Source organism: Halopseudomonas pertucinogena, from assembly GCF_014646575.1.
Classification (GTDB): Bacteria; Pseudomonadota; Gammaproteobacteria; order Pseudomonadales; family Pseudomonadaceae; genus Halopseudomonas; species Halopseudomonas pertucinogena.
The window spans coordinates 562,132-582,132 of sequence record NZ_BMNN01000002.1; the positions used below are offsets into that span (position 1 = coordinate 562,132).

15 protein-coding genes, 2 tRNA genes and 1 pseudogene are annotated in these 20,001 nt (G+C 56.2%); 2 read left to right on the forward strand and 16 right to left on the reverse strand.

What is annotated here, in order from left to right:
- Positions 1-6: 6 nt before the first annotated feature.
- From dnaB to rnr, 7 genes are all read right to left on the reverse strand, one after another.
- Positions 7-1,410: a replicative DNA helicase gene (gene dnaB / locus IEW63_RS07800; RefSeq protein WP_188636034.1), complete on the reverse strand. Its 1,404-nt coding sequence runs from the start codon at positions 1,408-1,410 to the stop codon at positions 7-9.
- 153 nt (positions 1,411-1,563) lie between these two features.
- Positions 1,564-2,010: a 50S ribosomal protein L9 gene (gene rplI, locus IEW63_RS07805; protein ID WP_188636035.1), complete on the reverse strand. Its 447-nt coding sequence runs from the start codon at positions 2,008-2,010 to the stop codon at positions 1,564-1,566.
- Between the two features lie 19 nt (positions 2,011-2,029).
- The gene (locus IEW63_RS07810; RefSeq protein WP_188636036.1) at positions 2,030-2,941 is read right to left on the reverse strand and encodes a YybS family protein; all 912 of its coding nucleotides are present in this window, start codon (positions 2,939-2,941) and stop codon (positions 2,030-2,032) included.
- A 39-nt stretch (positions 2,942-2,980) separates the two neighbouring features.
- Complete coding sequence (gene rpsR, locus IEW63_RS07815; RefSeq protein WP_188636037.1) at positions 2,981-3,211, reverse strand: 30S ribosomal protein S18; 231 nt, start codon at positions 3,209-3,211, stop codon at positions 2,981-2,983.
- 39 nt (positions 3,212-3,250) lie between these two features.
- The gene (gene rpsF / locus IEW63_RS07820; RefSeq protein ID WP_188636038.1) at positions 3,251-3,688 is read right to left on the reverse strand and encodes a 30S ribosomal protein S6; all 438 of its coding nucleotides are present in this window, start codon (positions 3,686-3,688) and stop codon (positions 3,251-3,253) included.
- Between the two features lie 129 nt (positions 3,689-3,817).
- Positions 3,818-4,567 carry a 23S rRNA (guanosine(2251)-2'-O)-methyltransferase RlmB gene (gene rlmB / locus IEW63_RS07825; RefSeq protein ID WP_188636039.1) on the reverse strand — a complete coding sequence of 250 codons (750 nt, stop codon included), beginning with the start codon at positions 4,565-4,567 and terminating at the stop codon, positions 3,818-3,820.
- Positions 4,568-4,582: 15 nt separating this feature from the next.
- Positions 4,583-7,189, reverse strand: coding sequence for a ribonuclease R (gene rnr, locus IEW63_RS07830; protein ID WP_188636040.1), 2,607 nt, complete (start codon positions 7,187-7,189; stop codon positions 4,583-4,585).
- A 179-nt stretch (positions 7,190-7,368) separates the two neighbouring features.
- Between rnr and IEW63_RS07835 the strand changes: the two genes are divergently transcribed.
- Positions 7,369-7,455, forward strand: a tRNA-Leu gene (locus IEW63_RS07835).
- An 88-nt stretch (positions 7,456-7,543) separates the two neighbouring features.
- Positions 7,544-7,630: transfer RNA gene (locus IEW63_RS07840), tRNA-Leu, on the forward strand.
- A 120-nt stretch (positions 7,631-7,750) separates the two neighbouring features.
- Here the strand turns inward: IEW63_RS07840 and IEW63_RS07845 are convergent.
- From IEW63_RS07845 to tssI, 9 genes and pseudogenes are all read right to left on the reverse strand, one after another.
- Positions 7,751-8,779 carry a hypothetical protein gene (locus IEW63_RS07845; protein ID WP_188636041.1) on the reverse strand — a complete coding sequence of 343 codons (1,029 nt, stop codon included), beginning with the start codon at positions 8,777-8,779 and terminating at the stop codon, positions 7,751-7,753.
- A gap of 99 nt (positions 8,780-8,878) precedes the next feature.
- Positions 8,879-9,910: a hypothetical protein gene (locus tag IEW63_RS07850; protein WP_188636042.1), complete on the reverse strand. Its 1,032-nt coding sequence runs from the start codon at positions 9,908-9,910 to the stop codon at positions 8,879-8,881.
- An 87-nt stretch (positions 9,911-9,997) separates the two neighbouring features.
- Entirely contained in the window at positions 9,998-11,035 is a 1,038-nt protein-coding gene (locus IEW63_RS07855; protein WP_188636043.1) for a hypothetical protein, read from the reverse strand.
- An 87-nt stretch (positions 11,036-11,122) separates the two neighbouring features.
- On the reverse strand, positions 11,123-12,013 hold the full coding sequence (locus IEW63_RS07860; protein WP_188636044.1) for a hypothetical protein: 891 nt from the start codon (positions 12,011-12,013) through the stop codon (positions 11,123-11,125).
- A 242-nt stretch (positions 12,014-12,255) separates the two neighbouring features.
- Positions 12,256-13,281, reverse strand: a complete 1,026-nt coding sequence (locus tag IEW63_RS07865) for a hypothetical protein (protein WP_188636045.1) — start codon at positions 13,279-13,281, stop codon at positions 12,256-12,258.
- A gap of 533 nt (positions 13,282-13,814) precedes the next feature.
- A complete protein-coding gene (locus tag IEW63_RS07870) occupies positions 13,815-14,396 on the reverse strand; it encodes a hypothetical protein (RefSeq protein ID WP_188636046.1) in 582 nt (193 codons plus the stop codon).
- Positions 14,397-14,762: 366 nt separating this feature from the next.
- Entirely contained in the window at positions 14,763-17,987 is a 3,225-nt protein-coding gene (locus tag IEW63_RS07875) for a T6SS effector BTH_I2691 family protein (protein WP_188636047.1), read from the reverse strand.
- On the reverse strand, positions 17,984-18,841 hold the full coding sequence (locus tag IEW63_RS07880) for a DUF4123 domain-containing protein (RefSeq protein WP_188636048.1): 858 nt from the start codon (positions 18,839-18,841) through the stop codon (positions 17,984-17,986). The genes IEW63_RS07875 and IEW63_RS07880 overlap by 4 nt, the downstream gene beginning before the upstream one ends.
- Positions 18,838-19,881 (reverse strand): annotated as a pseudogene (gene tssI, locus IEW63_RS07885) (type VI secretion system tip protein TssI/VgrG); the annotation flags it as partial. The gene IEW63_RS07880 and the pseudogene tssI, both read right to left, overlap by 4 nt.
- Positions 19,882-20,001: the final 120 nt, after the last annotated feature.

A 20,001-nucleotide genomic window follows, 5' to 3' on the forward strand; every position in this document is an offset into this window, starting at 1 on the left:
CATGAGTTACTCCTCCCCGTAGCCCTGGTACGTACCGGGCGCGAGGTTTTCAAATCGTGTGTATTTGCCCAAGAAGGCCATCCGGCAGGTGCCGATCGGGCCGTTCCGCTGCTTGCCGATAATCAGTTCGGCAATGCCCTTGTCCTGAGTATCCGGGTGATAGACCTCATCCCGGTAGACGAACATGATGACGTCGGCGTCCTGCTCGATGGCACCGGATTCACGCAGGTCAGAGTTGATCGGCCGCTTGTTCGGCCGTTGCTCCAGCGAGCGGTTGAGCTGCGAAAGTGCCACCACCGGCACGTTGAATTCCTTGGCCAGGGCCTTGAGCGAGCGGGAGATCTCGGAGATCTCGTTGGTCCGGTTCTCGGAGGCTGCACCGCCTATGCGCATCAGCTGCAGGTAGTCGATCATGATCAGCGACAGGTCGCCGTGCTCGCGCACCACCCGCCGCGCCCGGGCACGCATTTCCATGGGCGACAATCCGGCGGTGTCATCAATGAACAGCTTCTTGTCATTGAGCAGGTTCACGGCGGAGGTCAGCCGCGGCCAGTCCTCGTCATCCAGCCGTCCGGAGCGCACCTTGGTCTGGTCGATGCGCCCCAGCGAAGACAGCATCCGCATGATCAGCGACTCGCCGGGCATCTCCAGGGAGAACACCAGCACGGCCTTGTCGTTGTTCATCACCGCGTTCTCCACCAGGTTCATGGCGAAGGTGGTCTTGCCCATGGAGGGGCGTCCGGCGACGATGATCAGGTCCGCCGGCTGCAGCCCGGAGGTCATGTTGTCCAGATCGGTGAAACCGGTGGAAAGACCGGTGATGGAGCCCTCGCTGTTGAACAGCGTATCGATACGGTCGATGGCCTTGGTCAGCAGGCTGTTGACCGACTCGGGACCGCCGGTCTTGGGTCGGCTTTCCGCGATCGCGAAGATCTTGCGCTCGGCCTCGTCCAGCACCTCGCTGGGCTGCATCCCCTGGGGGTTGAAGGCCGTGTCGGTGATCTCGGTGCTGACACTGATCAGCTGACGCATGGTGGCCCGCTCGCGGATGATCTGCGCATAGGCGCCGATATTCGCTGCCGAGGGCGTGTTCTTGGCCAGCTGGCCCAGATAGGCGAGCCCGCCGACCTGGTCGATGAGTCCTTCCCGGTCGAGTTCTTCGGCGACGGTCACCACATCGATAGGCTGGTCACGCGAGGCGAGGCTTACCAGCCCACGGAAGATGAGCCGATGATCATGGCGATAGAAGTCCGAGTCGCTGACCAGCTCCGCTACCCGTTCCCATGCGGTGTTATCCAGCATCACCCCGCCGAGGACCGCCTGCTCGGCTTCAATGGAGTGCGGCGGTATCTTGAGGGCCGCGGTCTGGAGGTCCAGTTCGGGACGCTGGGCGTAGATCTGATCACTCATGGTTACTGGCTCTGGAGAATTGACGACTGCTTGAAACGACAACACGGCGCCTGTCCGGGGACAGGCGCCGTGTCGAGTCTACCAGAGCAGGTCACCCAGCCGCGACCAGGGGGTGGTGCGACGGAAGACTGCTCCTGCTGAAGCGGAATCCGCTCAGCCGGTAACCACAACCACCTTGACGGTGGTTTCAACGTCGGTGTGCAGTTGCACAGCCACGTCGAACTCGCCGACAGTGCGCAGCGGGCCTTCCGGCAGACGTACTTCGCTCTTCTCCAGCTCAACGCCAGCGGCGGTTACGGCATCAGCGATGTCGCGGGTACCGATGGAGCCGAACAGCTTGCCTTCCTCACCAGCGTTGGCGCTGATGGTGACGGTCAGATCAGCCAGCCTGGCTGCGCGGGCTTCAGCCTCGGCGGCCTTTTCGGCTGCGATCTTTTCCAGCTCAGCGCGGCGCGCTTCGAAGGCTTCGATGTTTTCGGCAGTGGCCGGAGTTGCCTTGCCGAACGGCAGCAGGAAGTTGCGAGCATAGCCAGCTTTCACGGCGACCTTGTCGCCCAGGCTGCCCAGATTCGCGATCTTTTCGAGCAGAATAACTTGCATTTCGATGACCTCTTTGAATTCAACCTTGACTGCTCGGGTCGTCATCATCGCGTGACGGCGTGTTGCGCCGCATGCGTGAGCGAAAATCGAACAGACTGTCTACAAACGCCAAAAACATAATCAGGGGGTACGCAAAGCGGACAAACAGCACCAGCAGGACATACAGCCCGATCAGCCAGCCCTTGCCCAGATTCCGTGCTCCGACCACTCCATGCAGCAGCGCCAGACCGGCCAGCAGCAGCGGCACACTGGCCACCGGCGAGAGCATCGCCAGCGCGGGCCACTGCGGCGCCAGCACGACCAGTGCCAGCAGACCGATACTCGCCAGCGGCGGCAACCGCAGCTGGTGAAACTCCTGACGAAAACCGCCGGGGTTGTACAACCCGGCCTGCCAGTAGCGCGCCAGCATCAGGCTGACCAGCACCATCAATATATGCATGGCGCCGAGTACACCGCCGAGCACCGGGATCATCAGCTGGTCGAGACGGGACAGCAGCACTGCCCGGTTCGCCTCATCCAGCTGTACACCCATCTGCTCCAGCAGCTCCGGCAACATCTCGCGGAAACTGCCCGCCAGCTGCTGAAGCGGCTCACTCAGTGCGCTCAGCAGTACCAGGGCAAACACCACACCCACAGGCACCGCCAGCAGCAATACGCGGACCCAGTCGTTGTGCTGTCTCAGCACAACGGCCAGCCCGGCACTGCCCACTATCACCAGCAGCGGGGTGAGGTCTCCAACGACCGCCCAGACCACAGCCGGCAACAGGCCCCACACGAGAATCGGCACGGCGTCCGACAGGCCACGGCGCAATACGACCAGTGCCACGGCCGCTGCACTGAACCAGAACAGCAGTGGAATGGCTGCGGCGATCGCTACGGCAAGGGTTGCTTCCCTGCGACCGCGCATGATGTATTCAGCCAGACCACGCATACCTATTCAGTACCCCTGATTACAGGTTCAGGCTGCCTATCAACGACCGTGACTGTCGGTGTAGGGCAGCAGAGCCAGGTAGCGGGCGCGCTTGATGGCAACGGCCAGCTGACGCTGGTACTTGGCTTTTGTACCGGTGATGCGGCTGGGTACGATCTTGCCGGTTTCGGTGACATAGGCCTTCAGAGTGTTGAGATCCTTGTAATCGATCTCTTTTACGCCTTCAGCGGTAAAACGGCAGAACTTTCTGCGACGGAAAAAACGTGCCATGGCAGCGTCTCCTTTTAACTGGAATGGGAACCGAAAAACTTACTCGTCGTCACCGGCATTGGCGTCGTCGGCATCATCGTTGCCGTCATCAGCCTGATTGCGGTTGTCGTTGTCATCGGAACGCTCACGACGCTCGCGACGCTCGCCACGACCAGTGTCTTCAGGCTTGAGCATGTCAGACTGTTCGGTGATGGCTTCGTCACGACGGATGACCATGTTGCGGATGACCGCGTCGTTGTAACGGAAGTTCTCGGTCAGCTCTTCCAGTGCCTTCGCGCTGCACTCGACGTTGAGCATGATGTAGTGAGCTTTGTGGATCTTGTCGATCGGGTAAGCCAGTTGACGGCGGCCCCAGTCTTCCAGACGGTGGATCTTGCCGCCGTCTTCTTCGATCAGCTTGGTGTAACGCTCAACCATGCCGCCGACTTGCTCACTCTGATCTGGATGAACCAGAAATACGATTTCGTAATGACGCATTAGGTGCTCCTTACGGGTTATAGCCAGCCACCCAAAATGGTCTGGCAAGGAGTAGAACTCAGGTTTGGGGCGGCCATTCTAGGGAAGAGGCGGGACACTGGCAAGGAAAAGCGTGTTTCCGCGCCTTGCCTAACTCTTCATACCCCGCTGACGCACCGCCTCAAACAGACAGATGCCCGCCGTCACCGACACGTTGAGACTGCTCACCGCGCCGGCCATCGGCAGCTTTGCCAGATAGTCGCAATGCTCACGGGTCAGGCGGCGCATCCCGGTGCCTTCCGCACCCATCACGATCACTGTAGGCACCTTGAGATCAATCTCGTACAGAAGCTGCTCAGCCTCACCGGCGGTACCGACCACCCACAGCCCGCGCTGCTGCAGCTGCTTGAGAGTACGCGCGAGGTTGGTGACAGCCACCAGCGGAACGGTTTCAGCGGCACCGCAGGCTACCTTGCGCACGGTTGGTGACAGGGTGGCTGACTTGTCCTTCGGAATGATCACCGCGTGGGCGCCGGCAGCATCGGCACTGCGCAGGCAGGCCCCCAGGTTGTGCGGGTCAGTGACGCCGTCCAACACCAGCAACAGCGGCACGCCTTCTTCTTTATCCAGCAGATGCCCGAGCATTTCCTCGGACCACAGCTGGCTTGGGGTGACCAGCGCCACCACGCCCTGGTGAACGCCACCGTCAGCCAACCGATCCAGCTCGTCGGGCATGACCCTTTCGACATCCACCGACTCAGCACTGGCCTGATCCAGCAACGCCTGCATGCGGGCATCAAGACGACCGCGCTGCACCTTCAGCTGACGCACCCGCTTCGGCGAGCGCTCCAGCATTGCCTGCACCGCGTGCAGGCCATATACGTATTCCCTGTCACTCATCATCAGCACCGGACATCAGTTGCGGGCCTTGCGCTTACGCGGACCAGCGGAGGAGCCCCTGCCGTCTGAACCGGACTGCGGCGAGCGATCAGCCTTCTTGCGACTGGCTGCCGGTGCACTGCCGGCGCCCTTGCCCTTCCGGCTGCCGTCCCGACCCGAGCCAGAACTGCTGCCGCCGCGGTCCTTGCGCGGGCCGCGGCCCTTGCCGCCGCGATCGGATGCTTCAGCCTTGCGGGCTTCCTGCAGCAGCTTTTCTCGCACGGCGCGGCTGTTGCTGACGTCCGGCGCCTTCGGCTGGTCGGAGGCCATCTCGAAGTCGATCTTGCGCTCGTCCAGATCCACCCGCACCACCTGCACACGGATCGAGTCGCCCAGGCGGAACACCCGCCCTGACCGCTCGCCCACCAGAGTGTGATGCACCTGGTCGAAGTTGTAGTAATCCGCAGGCAAGGCGGTGATATGCACCAGACCTTCGACGTAGATGTCGGTCAGCTCGACGAACAGGCCGAAACTGGTCACCGCCGTCACCAGTCCGTCGAAGTTCTCACCGACACGGTCCTGCATGAACTCGCACTTTAGCCAGCTGACCACATCGCGACTGGCCTCGTCGGCCCGACGCTCGTGCTGCGAGCATTGTTCGCCAAGGCGCTCCAGGGCGGCCAGATCGTAGGGGTAGATCGCCGCCTTCGGCAGCGTACCCGCACCGCTGCGACGCACCAGATCGGTCTTGCGCCGGGAACGGATCACCGAGCGAATGGCACGGTGCACCAGCAGATCAGGATAGCGCCGGATCGGCGAGGTGAAGTGCGTGTAGGCTTCGTAGTTCAAGCCGAAGTGCCCGGCGTTGTGCGGGGTGTACACGGCCTGACTCAGGGAACGCAGCATCACCGTCTGGATCAGCTGGGCGTCCGGCCGGTCCTGCACCTTCTGCAGCACCGCGGCGTAATCCTCGGGAGTCGGGTCGCCTTTCTTGCGAGTCAGTGACAGTCCCATGGAACCCAGAAACTGGCGCAGGCGCTCCACCTTCTCCGGCTTCGGACCATCGTGAACACGATACAGACCGGGAATATCCAGCTCCTGCAGGAAGCGCGCAGTGGCCACGTTGGCCGCCAGCATGCACTCCTCGATGATCTTGTGCGCATCATTGCGCACGGTCGGCAGGATCTCGGTGATCTTGCGATCCTCGCCGAACAGCATGCGCGTCTCGGTGGTTTCGAAATCGATCGCACCCCGCCCGTGCCGAGCCTTGGCGAGGGCCTTGTACAGGTCATAGAGGTGCTTCAGGTGCGGCAGCACCTCGGCATACTCTTCACTCAGCGCCTTCGCTTCGCGTGTGCGCGGATTCTCCAACATTGTCGAGACCTTGTCATAGGTCAGCCGCGCATGGGAGTGAATGACTGCCTCGTAGAACTCGAAGTCAGTCAGCTCGCCGGATTTGGAAATGGTCATCTCACAGACCATCGCCAGGCGGTCGACACCGGGCATCAGGGAGCACAGCCCGTTGGAGATCGCCTCCGGCAGCATCGGGATCACTTCGCTGGGGAAGTACACGGACGTGCCACGCAGCTCCGCTTCTTCATCCAGTGCCGAACCAAGGGGTACATAATGCGAGACGTCGGCGATGGCCACGTACAACTTCCAGCCGCCGGCAAACAGACGCCAGCCGCTGGCCTTGCGCGGCTCGCAGTACACGGCGTCGTCAAAATCACGGGCATCCTCACCATCAATGGTGACCAGCGGCAGGTGGCGCAGATCGACCCGCTTGGCCTTATCCTTCTCCACCACGTGATCGGGCAGGCGCGCCGCCTCGTCGAGCACTTCCTGGGGCCAGATGCTGGGAATATCGTAGCTGCGCAGAGCAACCTCGATCTCGACGCCCGGCGCCATGTAGTCACCGACCACTTCGATCACTTCACCCTGGGCCTGCCGACTCATGGTCGGCCAGTGGGTTATGCGCACTTCGACATACTGGCCAGGCTCCGCCCCGCCCTTGCTCGCCGGCGGGATCAGCACTTCCTGCTTGATCCGGGCATTGTCCGCGGCAACAAAACCGATGCCGCCTTCTTCGTAATAGCGGCCAACCAGGATCTCATGGGCGCGCTCAATCACTTCAACAATGGCGCCCTCGCTGCGGCCACGGCGGTCGACACCGGTAACCCGGCCGAGCACGCGGTCGCCATCGAAGACAATGCGCATCTGAGCGGGGCCGAGGAAAAGGTCTTCCCCACCCTCGTCCGGCACCAGGAAGCCGAAGCCGTCCCGGTGACCCTGAACCCGACCACTGATCAGATCCAGCTTGTCCACCGGCGCATATGCGCCGCGGCGTGTATAGATAAGCTGCCCATCACGCTCCATGGCCCGCAGGCGACGACGCAGCGCTTCGATGCTGTCTTCGTCCGACAGGCCGAACTCCTGCTGCAACTGCGCACGCGTTGCCGGTGCACCGCGCTCGGCCAGCAGGCTGAGGATCAGTTCACGACTGGGGATGGGGTTTTCGTATTTCTCTGCTTCACGCTGTGCTGCAGGATCCAGTTCGATCCAGCTTGTCGAATCCGCAGAGCCTGATTCGGCAGCATTGCTCGGTACAGGTACCGAGGCTTGAGGTTTGGTCTTTTTCGTCATAGACGCCTATTGAACCGCGAAACGCGGCTACTTGCACCATATATTTCCCGAGGGAGAATTATTTTTGCAAACAGGGCTTTACAAGGTTTTACCTGCTGCGTATCATTCGCGCCGTCAACACGACATCGTTGCACCGCGAGCCAGACAGGTTCAGCATAGCAGAGATGCCGAAATGACATGCCCAGGTGGTGAAATTGGTAGACACGCTAGCTTCAGGTGCTAGTGGCTTCACGGCCGTGGAAGTTCGAGTCTTCTCCTGGGCACCAATTCGAAAAACCGGACCCCGTCCGGTTTTTTCAGTTTGAATGCCGCGTCTGGCATGATCCGCAGCATCAGCTGATGATCGAATGACGAGCCCAGGTGGTGAAATTGGTAGACACGCTAGCTTCAGGTGCTAGTGGCCTCACGGCCGTGGAAGTTCGAGTCTTCTCCTGGGCACCAATTCAGACAAAGCCGAGCCTATGCTCGGCTTTGTTGTTTCTGGGTGTTGCACTTTCCCCGCCAGCACCTCCCTTCACCCGCGCTTTAGTCCCTGGGATCATTAACCCGCCCGCTCCACTCCTAACCAGCAGGCCGATATCTCCACATCAGATCAGGACGGTTCATGTTGACGGACGAGGTGTCGCCTATTTCCTTCAACTTTTTATCGAAGGTCTTCTCGTCCATATCCCGCCAGAAGCGCGGCGGGCGAGCATTGCGCCGATCATACTCGGCGGTGGTGGGATCCAGATGCCTGTACTGCTCCAGAATGGGTATATCAGGCAACGGCTGGCTGATATCCATGTACCGCTGCCAGAAGTCCCACATCGCCATACAGGGTTCGACCAGTCGTTGCTTTCCCATGACGACACTGAAATCGATCCCCACGGGCGTATATCGGTGCAGCAGATTGAGCATGTTCCAAGGCATACCTTGATGATCAGGGATGGTGTGAATAGCAGCGTCAAATTCGAAGAAAGGCGCTATGAAATTGCCTTCTATGCCGTACTTACGGAACTGTCCTTTCTTCCGCGCGAAGATGGTGACCATACCGGTCTGGCGGTTCATTTCCCAGACTGGCCCCTTGCGAGAGGGTTTTTCCAGATGCTCTTCGGGAATATAAGTCAGCCCCAGATACCCTAAAATCCAAGCGGCCATGCATGGACCGGAAACCCACATCGCGACTTCCAGCGTGGACAGCAAAATGTCTGCTGCAGTATCTTCTTCCAGTGAGAGCAAGGTAATGGGAAGAGAGAGAAGAAAGGCTCCCAATGTGAGAAAAAAGAACCATCTCCCCAGCCCTTCCATATATAGCCAGAAGTTGGACCATACAGACGCCGGTGCATACCTAACGCATCGATGATCAAAAGCAGTGCCAAATTTTTTCGACAGTCTCGCTGCACGTCCTGGCTCTTTACGCTCACGCCCCTCCACCTCACGTAAATATTTGGGACGCATATGGTGCCAGAAGGTAGGCGGAATAATTTCTTGCGTGCTCCCCCAAGGCAACGGCAACGATAAGGCTCCAATGCGGGCCGCTCGGGGACGAGGCTGTATAGGAATATTGGCTGAATTGAAGGCGTGGTCGCCGTAATAGTGTTGCTCGCTCATGCTGTTGCGTCGACCTCATATTGAGTTTCATCGGCCAAGGGCGGCCACGCCGATAATACGAACACTTCAAGTAGACTCAGTCACAGGATGTCATGGCGCTCAGGAATACGTCACGTATTGCGCCATCAAGTCGGGGCGAGAGAACGTATCGATTCTGTCCACTCTGGCACGCATCCTTTTCTGCTCTTCCCTGAACGTCGCCTCGTCCATGTCGATCCAATAACGCGGGTTGCGCCCAGTCTGCCGGTCATGCTCGGCTGTAGTGGGGTCATTCTTCCGGTGCTCCTCGAACAGGGGTGCGTCCGGCAGCGGATGGCTGACATCCATATAGTTCTGGAGAAAGTCCCACAAAGCACATAGCTGTTGAGTGGTGCGATCCGGCGGCTGGATATCACCAAAGAAGATACGGATATCCGAATAGCGATGCTCCAGGCTCAAGACATTCATCGGCAAGCCCTGGCGGTCGGGCGTGGTGTTGATGTAGGCATCGAACTCGTGGAAGGGCGCGCGCTTTTCAATGACCTTTTTTCGGCGGTACTCGAACAGAGTGATCATGCCGGTACGGCGGTTGAGCTCCCACTTGGGGCCTTTGCCGGGCTTGACCCAGACGCGGGGAAATTTGTGGATGATAAGAAAAGCCAAACCCCATAAAAATAAAAATGGCAATAAAAACCAATATAAAACAACTTCAGCAGTCATCCAAAAGGATATAAAAAAACCCTCCCCTTTAAACCCATCCAACAAAGCAACCAATGTTCCAAAAAAAAGAAAAAAGAAAAAACCACCTTTTCCGAAGCTGATCAGGTAAATCCAGAACTGTGACCGGCCTGACCAAGGTGCATGACGAAAATGTTCATGGTCACAACGGTCATGAAAATCAATATGCTCCATCGGGGCGGGTTTATAAGTACCTTCGGCTAGCTTCTCTTCCTTTTCCCGTTTCATTTGCTCGTTATCACGTAGCGCATCCGGTTCCGGCGTCATAAAAGCATCAGGTATCAGCTCTTGAGTATTGCCCCAGGGCAGGCGCCGGCCAGTCAAGCGTTTTAATCCGGAGCGAGGGGCAGCAACTGATTGGCGTTTCAATTTCTGAGGGGCGTAGGCAGTAGCTAAATAATCATTTGGATTCACGTCCTGTCTCCCGTTACGCCGTGGGTTTTCTGGTCAGCCCATAACAGCTGGTCGGTTTTATTGCCGGAACACAGTACGGACTTATTACTACACCGAATAGTTGACATACTTCGCCATCAGATTGGCACGAGTGAAGGTATTTATCCTGTCCACCCTGGCCCGCATATTTTTCTGCGCCAGTTTGAAAGTGGCGTCATCCATATCGATCCAGTAGCGGGGATGGCGGCCGGTAGTTCTGTCATGCTCGGCGGTGGTTGGATCCTTCTGGCGGTGCTCCTCGAACAGGGGCGCATCCGGCAATGGATGGCTGGTATCCATGTAGTTCTGAATGAAATCCCATAGCGCACAGAGCTGCTGGACATTGCGATCCGGCGGCTGAATGTCGCCGAAGAAGATACGGATATCCGAATAGCGGTGCTCCAGGCTCAGCACGTTCAGCGGCAAGCCCTGGCGGTCGGGGGTGGTGTTGATGTAGGCATCGAACTCGTGAAAGGGGGCGCGCTTTTCAGTGACCTTTTTTCTACGATACTCAAATAGCGTGATCATGCCGGTACGGCGGTTAAGCTCCCATTTAGGGCCTTTGCCGGGTTTGACCCAGAGGCGGGGGAATTTGTGAATGATGAGGGAGCAGAACATCCAGACGACGAAGCACGGGAGCGTTATAGTAAAAAAAATAGTATTGAATGATTCAATAAGAGTATCCATATAATTCTTGGATGCACTAACAGTTTCGGTTAATGCCACCAAAACACCCAAGAAAAGAAACATAAAGAAGCCACCCTTTGCAAAGCTGATCAGGTAGATCCAAAGCTGCGCTCGACCTGACCAAGGAGCGTGACGAAAATGCTCATGATCACAACGGTCATGAAAATCGATATGCTCCATCGGGGCGGGTTTATAAGTACCTTCGGCCAGCTTCTCTTCTTTCTCCCGTTTCATTTGCTCGTTATCACGTAGCGCATCCGGTTCCGGCGTCATGAAAGCATCGGGTATCAGGTCTTGAGTATTGCCCCAAGGCAAACGCCGGCCAGTCAAGCGCTTTAATTCAGAGCGAGGAGTAGCTGCTGATTGACGTTTCAGTTTCTGAGGGGCATAGGCAGTAGATGGATAATCAGTTGAGCTCACGTCCTGTCTCCCGTTAGGCCGTGGGTTTCCTGGTCAGCCCATAGCAGTTGGCCGGTTTGATTACCGGGCCACAGTACGGACTTATTACTACGCCGAATAGTTGACATACTTCGCCATCAGGTTGGGACGAGAGAACGTATCGATTCTGTCCACTCTGGCACGCATCCGTTTCTGCTCTTCCTTGAAGGTCGCATCATCCATATTGATCCAGTAGCGCGGGTTGCGCCCGGTGCGGCGGTCATGCTCCACCGTAGTGGGGTCGTTCTTTCGGTGCTCCTCGAACAGGGGCGCGTCCGGTAACGGGTGGCTGACATCCATATAGTTCTGGATAAAGTCCCACAGTGCGCATAGCTGTTGAGTGTTGCGATCCGGCGGCTGGATATCACCGAAGAAGATCCGAATATCGGAGTAGCGATGTTCCAGGCTCAGCACATTCATTGGCAGGCCCTGGCGGTCCGGCGTGGTGTTGATATAGGCATCGAATTCGTGGAAGGGGGCGCGCTTCTCCGTCACTTTCTTTCGGCGGTACTCGAACAGGGTGATCATGCCGGTGCGGCGATTGAGTTCCCATTTGGGGCCTTTGCCGGGCTTGACCCAGACGCGGGGAAATTTGTGGATGATGAGGGAGCAGAACATCCAGACGACGAAGCACGGGAGAGTAGCAGCAAAAAAAATGACATTGAATGATTCAATAAAAGCTTGCAGATAATCTTGCGATGCATTTATTGCTCCCGATAAGGCTCCCCAAGTACCGAAAAAAAGAAAAAGAAAAAACCCGCCCTTTGCAAAGCTGATCAGGTAAATCCAGAACTGTGACCGGCCTGACCAAGGAGCGTGACGAAAATGCTCATGATCACAACGGTCATGAAAATCGATATGCTCCATCGGGGCAGGCTTGTAAGTACCTTCGGCCAGCTTCTCTTCTTTTTCCCGTTTCATCTTCTCGTTCTCACGCAGCGCATCCGGTTCCGGCGTCATAAAGGTATCCGGTATCAGCGACTGCGTATTACCCCATGGCAAGCGCCTCCCGGACAAACGCTTCAGCCACGACCGGGACCCACGAGCCCGCTGATGCTCCAAGGACCTGGACGAGTATGCAGTGGACAAATACGACCCCATAAAAGAATACTTCTCCCAAGCGCGTGTAAGGCCGAAGGCAAGACCGCCCTGTCCCTAGCCTCGCATCCGCCCCTTTGAGTTATTAACCGGTATGGCCTCTTCTAACCAGCAGGCCGATATTTCCCCATCAGATCAGGACGGTTCATGTTGATGGACGAGGTATCGCCCATTTCTCTCAACTTTTCTTCAAAGGTCTTCTCGTCCATATCCCGCCAGAAGCGTGGCGGGCGAGCATTGCGTCGATCATACTCGGCTGTGGTAGGATCCAAATGCCTGTACTGTTCCAGCAAGGGTATATCAGGCAACGGCTGGCTGATATCCATGTACCGCTGCCAGAAGTCCCACATCGCCATACAGGGTTCGACCAGACGTTGCTTGCCCATGACAACACTGAAATCGATCCCCACAGGGGTATATCGGTGCAGCAGATTAAGCATGTTCCAGGGCAGGCCTTGGCGATCAGGGATGGTATGGATAGCCGCATCAAATTCATAAAAAGGAGCTATGAAGTCTCCCTCAACACCGTACTTACGAAACCGACCTTTCTTGCGAGCAAAAACTGTAACCAAACCAGTTTGACGGTTCATTTCCCAAACCGGGCCTTTGCGAGAGGGCTTATAGATATATACATCGGGCACGTAAGCCACAACCAGAGAGCCGACCAACCATACGACGGCAGCAGCCCCGCCGCCCCACAACCAAATAATAAAGGTAGTTTTAAGTTGCTCAACGAAGGGCGAATCATCTACAGGAAGTAGGACAAGGAAGCTAACAACAAGGATGCTTGTTATAACATAAAAAGAAACTTTACCCACCCCACCCATATACAACCAAAAACCGGTCCACGCAGACATCGGAGCGTATTTTATATACTGATGATTAAATGCCGCACTAAACTTCTCCTCGAGCTTTAAAGCTCTCCCCTCACATATCCTTTCAAGCTCTTCTTCCCCTCTTAGATTAGTAGGTCTTATGTAGCTCAAAAATCCAACCGGGACGATATTCTGAGGACATCCCCACGGTAAAGGCTGCGACAACGTGCCGATTTTGGTTGTTCTGGGCCGAGGCTGTTGAGGAATATTGGCCGAGTCAAAGGCTAGATCGCTGTAATAACTCTGATCGGTCATGTTTCGGTTCCGTAATGAGCTTCATCCGCCCTAAAATCCCGCTTCGTTTTCAAAAGTAATTATTCCCCGTCGCGCGTGGTACGCAGCAGTCCTTTGCTGTAATGAGAGCACCGCCTCTATGGATGGTGATCGTTCGGTTTCTTGAGACCCTGGCTGGAAGACCTTTGGGGGCGGGCGTAATGCCCAAGAGAGGGCACATTATTAAAGCGATTTAAGGCCAGCGGCGACAGAGTCGATCCATAGCCCAATCCATAGACGCGCTCTTCAAGCTCACTAGAAAAATACACTACGATCAATTTCACTAACGTTCCACGGGAGAATCTCTTGCTCCATCGGGTATCCCCGATCCATTTTGTCTGATAAATTTTCAGACGTCCGCCACTCGGTACGCCACATTAAATACCCCTGACTTAAACCCGTCTGCTATCGCATCTGGCATGAGAACCCAAGCCTGCCGCTTCGGTGCGCCTTCATTGGCCCATTAGTGACGCGGCTGACAAACCGTGCCATGACGGTTTGGGCATCATCAGTCGTCAAGACCTCTCGGCAAACGCAAATTTGTAGCTTCGCTCCACCATTGTGGCGCGATCTGGCATTTTCTTTTTAAACAACTCCAACACTTGCCGTTCCTGTGTCTTATCAAAATAAATTCGAGTCAGATAACGGTGGTGTGCTGGATCTTCGAAGTCGATCTCATGGTCGTGTATACAGTTATCAGGACTCGAAATACTTAGAGCCAATATCCCCTTATCAACATCCAACATAGCTCGGTCAATATCCTCCCACTTAAAATCACGCTGCCGGAACCTTTTATGGGCTGCCTTATAACTTGAGGCACTTCCTACTGACCCCACGAGGACAGCAACCAAAGCCGGGCCAGCCAGGGCAGCAATTGAAATAACTGGATTGTTTATGAAAGCCATTGCGATGATGCCTGTTGCTATAAAAGGAAAAACTCTAAGAAAGGTAAACACCAGGTCTGGTATATCTTGCCACTGGAAAATTTCTAATCGTTCGCACGTGGCACGGTATACAAAGACAGTTCTTTCCATACCAACCTTATAGAACAAAAATAAAGCAAAAACCAAGGCAGCCAGCGCAATACCGGAGGGCATGTTATGTCCCTTCAACAAAAAAACGCAGAATGCTATGAACGAAATTGAAATAGGAAGCACGAAGGGCAATAAGTGGAAAAGAACATTTCGATCAAGAGCCTTAACGGTCCAAGCCAGTATCTCTGGCTCTAACAGATACTCCCATTCCATTTTATTTGATAAGTTTGTAGCCGTGCGCCAGCCTGTTCGCCGCATCATATAACCTCCAAACTCAATATAGACTTCGACCGCGCTGGTATAGTCTCCAACACCAGTGAGCCAGTATTTTCTCGGGGATCGGTCAAGCCCCCACGGACATAAGGGTTCTCATGGAGTTCGCCAAAGTTAGCGCCATTTAGATCGACGGTGAAGCGATATCCTCGATCGTCAGGCCGACGCATCATAGCCGGGGGGGTAACGTATTTCTAATTCCATACGGTCCATACCTCGGGTACGCGGAACATGGACAAGCCAGACTCTCCAGTCTTTACTATGGTACTCAGCAGGTGCGCTGCTTTTCAGTTTTTGCATCTCAAAAGAACTCCATTCATCGGCCTTGCCCAGCGGCACCCAGTTGCCGTCGCTGAAGTAGCCAGTGTACATACCCGCTCGGTATGTAGCTTCCCTGTCGCTCCTGAACCATCCGCCCTCCCTAATCATGATAGGGAGTATTTCGATCCTGTGACCGGCTAGATCTGGGGGCAGCAGTATTTTCAGCCAAACACCGTTTTGATCTGGACTATTATCTTCTACTCGAGTACGCGCAAGGACAGTAGGACGCAAAAGAACCTCCTGAAGAGCACGCAGCTCATCCTTATTACCTTCCTCGGTATCCGGCCAGTATCCAGTGCTCGACTTTGCCCAGCTACTGCGTTGCAACCACAGCTTCATACCTTCTAATTTTATGCTCTGTGCTATAACGGAAAGCATCAAATAAATCACGCCGGTTACAGCCAGCCCTATTACTATCCAAGGTGCAAAAATAGCCCCAGCGGCTGCGCCTCCAAATAGCCCTATCGTGGCAGAACCCAGCTGAGCTATTGTTGGAACCCCCATTAAAACAACAGCCCCAAGTTTTGACATATGTAATAATTTTTCTGTCTCACTGCGAGAGGCTGATATATCGCCCCAAATCTGCCTCGCCTCAATGATCGTTGCGATCAAGGCTAACCCAGATACAACTATCGCCCGTGATGAAAACGTCCTAAACAGCCTCTTATGTTGAGAATAGTCCGGAGCCCAGTACCGAGCTGCCGCGTCGACGAGACGCACGCTGATTCTCTTCTGCTCAACCACGACTTCGCCGGCCAACTGCGACAACTTCGCCCATAGAGGCATCATCGTCAGCGCAACAAGACCGCTGAGCATCGTGGTGGCTGCGTTACCGACCGCCAACTGATCATTTCGGGTCCACTCTCCGCTCGCTCCAGCATCGGCCATTGCGGTATGGAAATTCCAGATATTAAGTATGGTGATTAGTCCGGTAAGTCCTTTAGCCGCATTACTTTTTACCCAGTCGTTCACTCTCTTTATGTAGCCACCGTACTCTCTGGCTTTGGCTTCCAGTTGCTGCGCAAACTCCGCACGCCCAAGTGTCTCAATCACTATGAGGCGCTGCTGGTACTCGGTTGTGATGGTTTGTGTATGAATCACTCCTCTGGCGAGGATTCTTGCTGGCATTTCTAGGGTAAGCTTTTCCAGCTCGCGCTTCAGCTTTCCCACATCTCTGGCAGCAGCTCTTTGGTCGTGTGGCCGACCAGTTTTCATCACCCGCGTCTGCGCTTCAAGTTTTCGGCTAACTATGAGTACTCGCCTGCTCCAGCGGGCATGCTTTTGTTCATATTCAGGATCAACAACAACGTAGGGCTTATATTCATCCACTATGCTTTGCACGGCCACGGTGATGGCGATAAAGCGCACAGGCTTCCACTGCGGGCCCAGCTTTGCACTGACAGCGGGGAGTAGCTTGTATTCGAATGATTCCCACAGGTCTTCGAAGTGTTGGCTGGCGACTTTGAGTAACGTGTCGTAGGCACGCTGGGTTGGCCGAGCCAGGCGCTGGAATATGGCGCTGTTGCGGATGGTTTCGTTACTGAGTACGCCTGCAAGTTCCTGCGCTCGCTTTGCTACAGAGCCGGTGAGTTCAAGATTGAGCGTTCCTTGCTCGGTGTACTCCTGAGCTATACGGTCAATGGCGGACGCCAGCTCTTCGTCAAAATTGTAATGTGCCAGACCCAGCAGGGTGCTTGGCTCAGCGTATTCCTTGATAAACCAGGCACGTCCCGTTTCATGTTGGCTCAACAGGCCCAGCCACGCATCTGCATGCTCCAGGAGGCTCAGCGATTGGGCTTCATCCGTCTGGTCGTGGAATATCGCAAGGGTATTGGTCTGTACGTGCTCGAGCCACACGATCAGATCTTCGAGGCAGACAGTCAAGGAAGTCTGGAGTGCGTCCAGCTCTGCCTGTTTTTCCAGGACAAACTGCTGGGCTTCTTCAAAACGTACCTGGGCGCGCAGTGGGTCTCTCGCTCGCCATTGGTCAGTCAGCTCATCCACTCGGCTGACTACCTTCTCGCCATACTCTTCAGCCAGTGCAGCCCTTTCCTCCGATGCATTCCACAGTCCAACGGTGCCTCCAGTGACACCATCAAATTGGCGCAATAGCACCGTATCCAGATAGCGCTGCGCCTTCTGTTTGAATTTGTGGAAATCGTCAGGACTCAGAGCCAGCATCGTTTGCAGTTCAGAAAAATCCGCCCCCGACAGCATCTCGACATATTGAGCGACCGTCAGTCGATGCATATGCTGCTCTTCAAACATGGCCAGTGCCTGAGCAGGCCCCGCTGCCTGCATGCTCAGATCTTCGAGGATACCCAGCGGGTCATCCAGAGCTACAAACAGGGCCGAATCCTGATCCGGCACACCGCCCAGCAGGGAATCGCTGCCCAAAGCCGGCTTGTTCTCCCGGTCGGTATCATCGGCTTGGGTAGGTAGCATGGTGCTGCCGAAACGGCTCACTGCTTGCGCGGCGCCGACATCAATATCAGCAACATGATCGGCGATTACTTTCAGAGGGGCGCAATGGAGCGCCTGCATGGAGCGGCTGTAGTCAGCTAGGTCGAGTCGGCGCATCCAGCGCTCTCGTGACACCTTGTCAGCCATGCGTTCGCGAGTGTAGTCCGTCCATCTGACGCTGGAGTAGGCCATCCGCAGGTCATGGTCGCGGGGATAGAGCAGAAAGGCTTCGGCCTGCCCACCGTTGCCATCTTCCGACGTGATTTTCTGAAAGCCTGCTCCCTCTACCCGGTATTCATCCAACGTCTCAGTGGTCTGATCAAATACATAAAGCCAGCCATTCCTCAGCTGGCGTAACGTATAGGTTCGGTTATGCAGTACAGGCAGGTCTCGATGGCCCTTCCATGTGTCGGGAATGGGGTTTGGACCCGGCTCCCCCGCAGCTTCCGGAGCCTCATCGAGCGCATAGCGCACCGGGAAGATGGCGATCTCTTTCTGCTGCAGAGGACATGCAGCCATGAATTGCACTGGTGTATCCGCGAAAGCGGCCTGCAGACTGTCAGCTATCTCATTAGTAGGCATCTTCATGGATGTCATGTTCTCGATAATCCCTTGGTTGCACTCATCCTGAAACGATAATATTGCTGTAGCCGCTGATCCGGCGTTGGCGGGAGCAGACCTGCCTGTTCCTTCAGCCACTGCTGGTAAGTCCCTTCGGATAGGGTAAAGTCCTGCTCCTGACATAGATCCAACGCGCACCAGATAACTGTGCTGCGCTCAGTAAGCAGTCCCGAGGTTTCCGCCCGCTGTAAGCAGGCCTCCAGCCAGGCGTCCATATCCTCCCCGCCCTTACGCTGCAGCTCCGCTGCATGATGAATGCGCAACCATTCATAAATGCGGTTTTTCAGCTGCCAGCGATATGCCAGGTTGAGCGCATTCACCTGTGCCGAGCCCAAGAGATCTGCTGGGCAGTTTTTTGCTGGCGCTGGTGGCGCAAATTCCTGCCATTCTGTTGCTTGAGATCGCGTCCATGACGCCTGTGGACGCACCACGCGCCAGTGGGTTACTGGCCCCATTACCCTGCCCAGTTCGGCAGCACCGAAGCTCCCTAGCCAGAACCACGCTACCAACGGGTCTGCATAGCGCAGCAGACAATGGTTGCCTTGGCTATCAGTCAGATGATTGAACTGCCTGAGCTGCATGGACACTTCTGATAATTCGGCATCGCTCGTCAATATCGCGGCGGCATGTTGCATGGCGCCGTTCTCGACTTCCTCCCAGAGCATCGAGTTATTGCCCGGCATAAGCAAAATCGGTCCCAGATCCGCCACCTCCTGCCATGGCGTATTGGTATACAGAGGCTCGATCAGCAGCTCTTCATCAAGCATATACAGGCGTTCCAAAGCCTGCTCGTAGCACACTCCGTCAATCAGAATGAAACGCCTGCTCACGGTTTCTCAATCTCGTCAGGCATTTCACATATCGCACAGGCCGGTGCACGCTGAAGGAGAGCCTGTCGTTGCGCTGGAACCAGAATATTTATCGGCGCCCTGACGAGTTCTGCTCCCTCCGTTGAAGCATCAGCGTAGGCGGAATTCTCCGGCAATTTAGGCGCAGTCCCACTGCCCTGGCCCGCACTCCCGCCGGAATTCATCTTCACGCTGGGCCCGACCAGTGTCACCCCACCGGGATCAAGTTTGACGAAGCTGCCACCCACCTTGAAGGTGATTTCGCTGCCCGCTTCGAGTACCACTTTCATGCCGCTGGACAGGTGGATTTCCTGACCGGCTTCGATGAACTGGCCTTGACCGAGTTTGATGTGCTGGTTGTTGGCGACAGTCAGGTGGTCATCGGCCTTGATTTCGGTTTTGCGGTCGGCGTGGGTGGTGTGGTGTTCCTCGGCCAGGTTCTCGGTGTAGCGGTTGGCTTCGATGCGTTCGTGGCGTTCGTTGCCGACGCGGATTTTCTGGTCGTGCTGGATGTTCTGTTCCCAGTCGCGCTGGGCGTGGATGAAGATCTGTTCCTCACCGGCCCGGTCCTCGATGCGCAGTTCGTTGAAGCCGTTGCCGCCGGGGCTGCTCAGGCTTTTGAAGACTGCTCGGGTTTTATGCTCGGGCAGCTCGTAGGGCACCGGGTGGGCGCTGTTGTACAGGCAGCCGGAGACCAGGGGCTGGTCCGGGTCGCCTTCGAGGAAGCTGACCAGCACTTCCATGCCGATGCGCGGGATGGTGATGCTGCCCCAGTGGTTGCCGGCCCAGTTGCTGGCCACCCGCAGCCAGCAACTGGTGTTGGCGTCGGCCTGGCCTTCGCGGTCCCAGTGGAACTGGACTTTGATGCGGCCTAGGTTGTCGCAGTGGATTTCTTCGCCTGCGGGGCCGGTGACGGTGGCGGTTTGGGTGCCCAGGACTTTGGGTTTGGGGTGAGCGAGGGCTGGGCGGTAAGGGGTGGCCCAGGGGGTGGCGGTGAAGTGGTTGCGGTAGCCTTGGGTGAAAGTTGTTTCCCCCTCTCTGTGCAACCGGAACATGGGTAACACTTTAAACCGGGAACATGGGTTACACCTCTCCCCCCCGCGTGCCACTGGCACGCGGGCTCTAATCGCGATGTCCTGAGG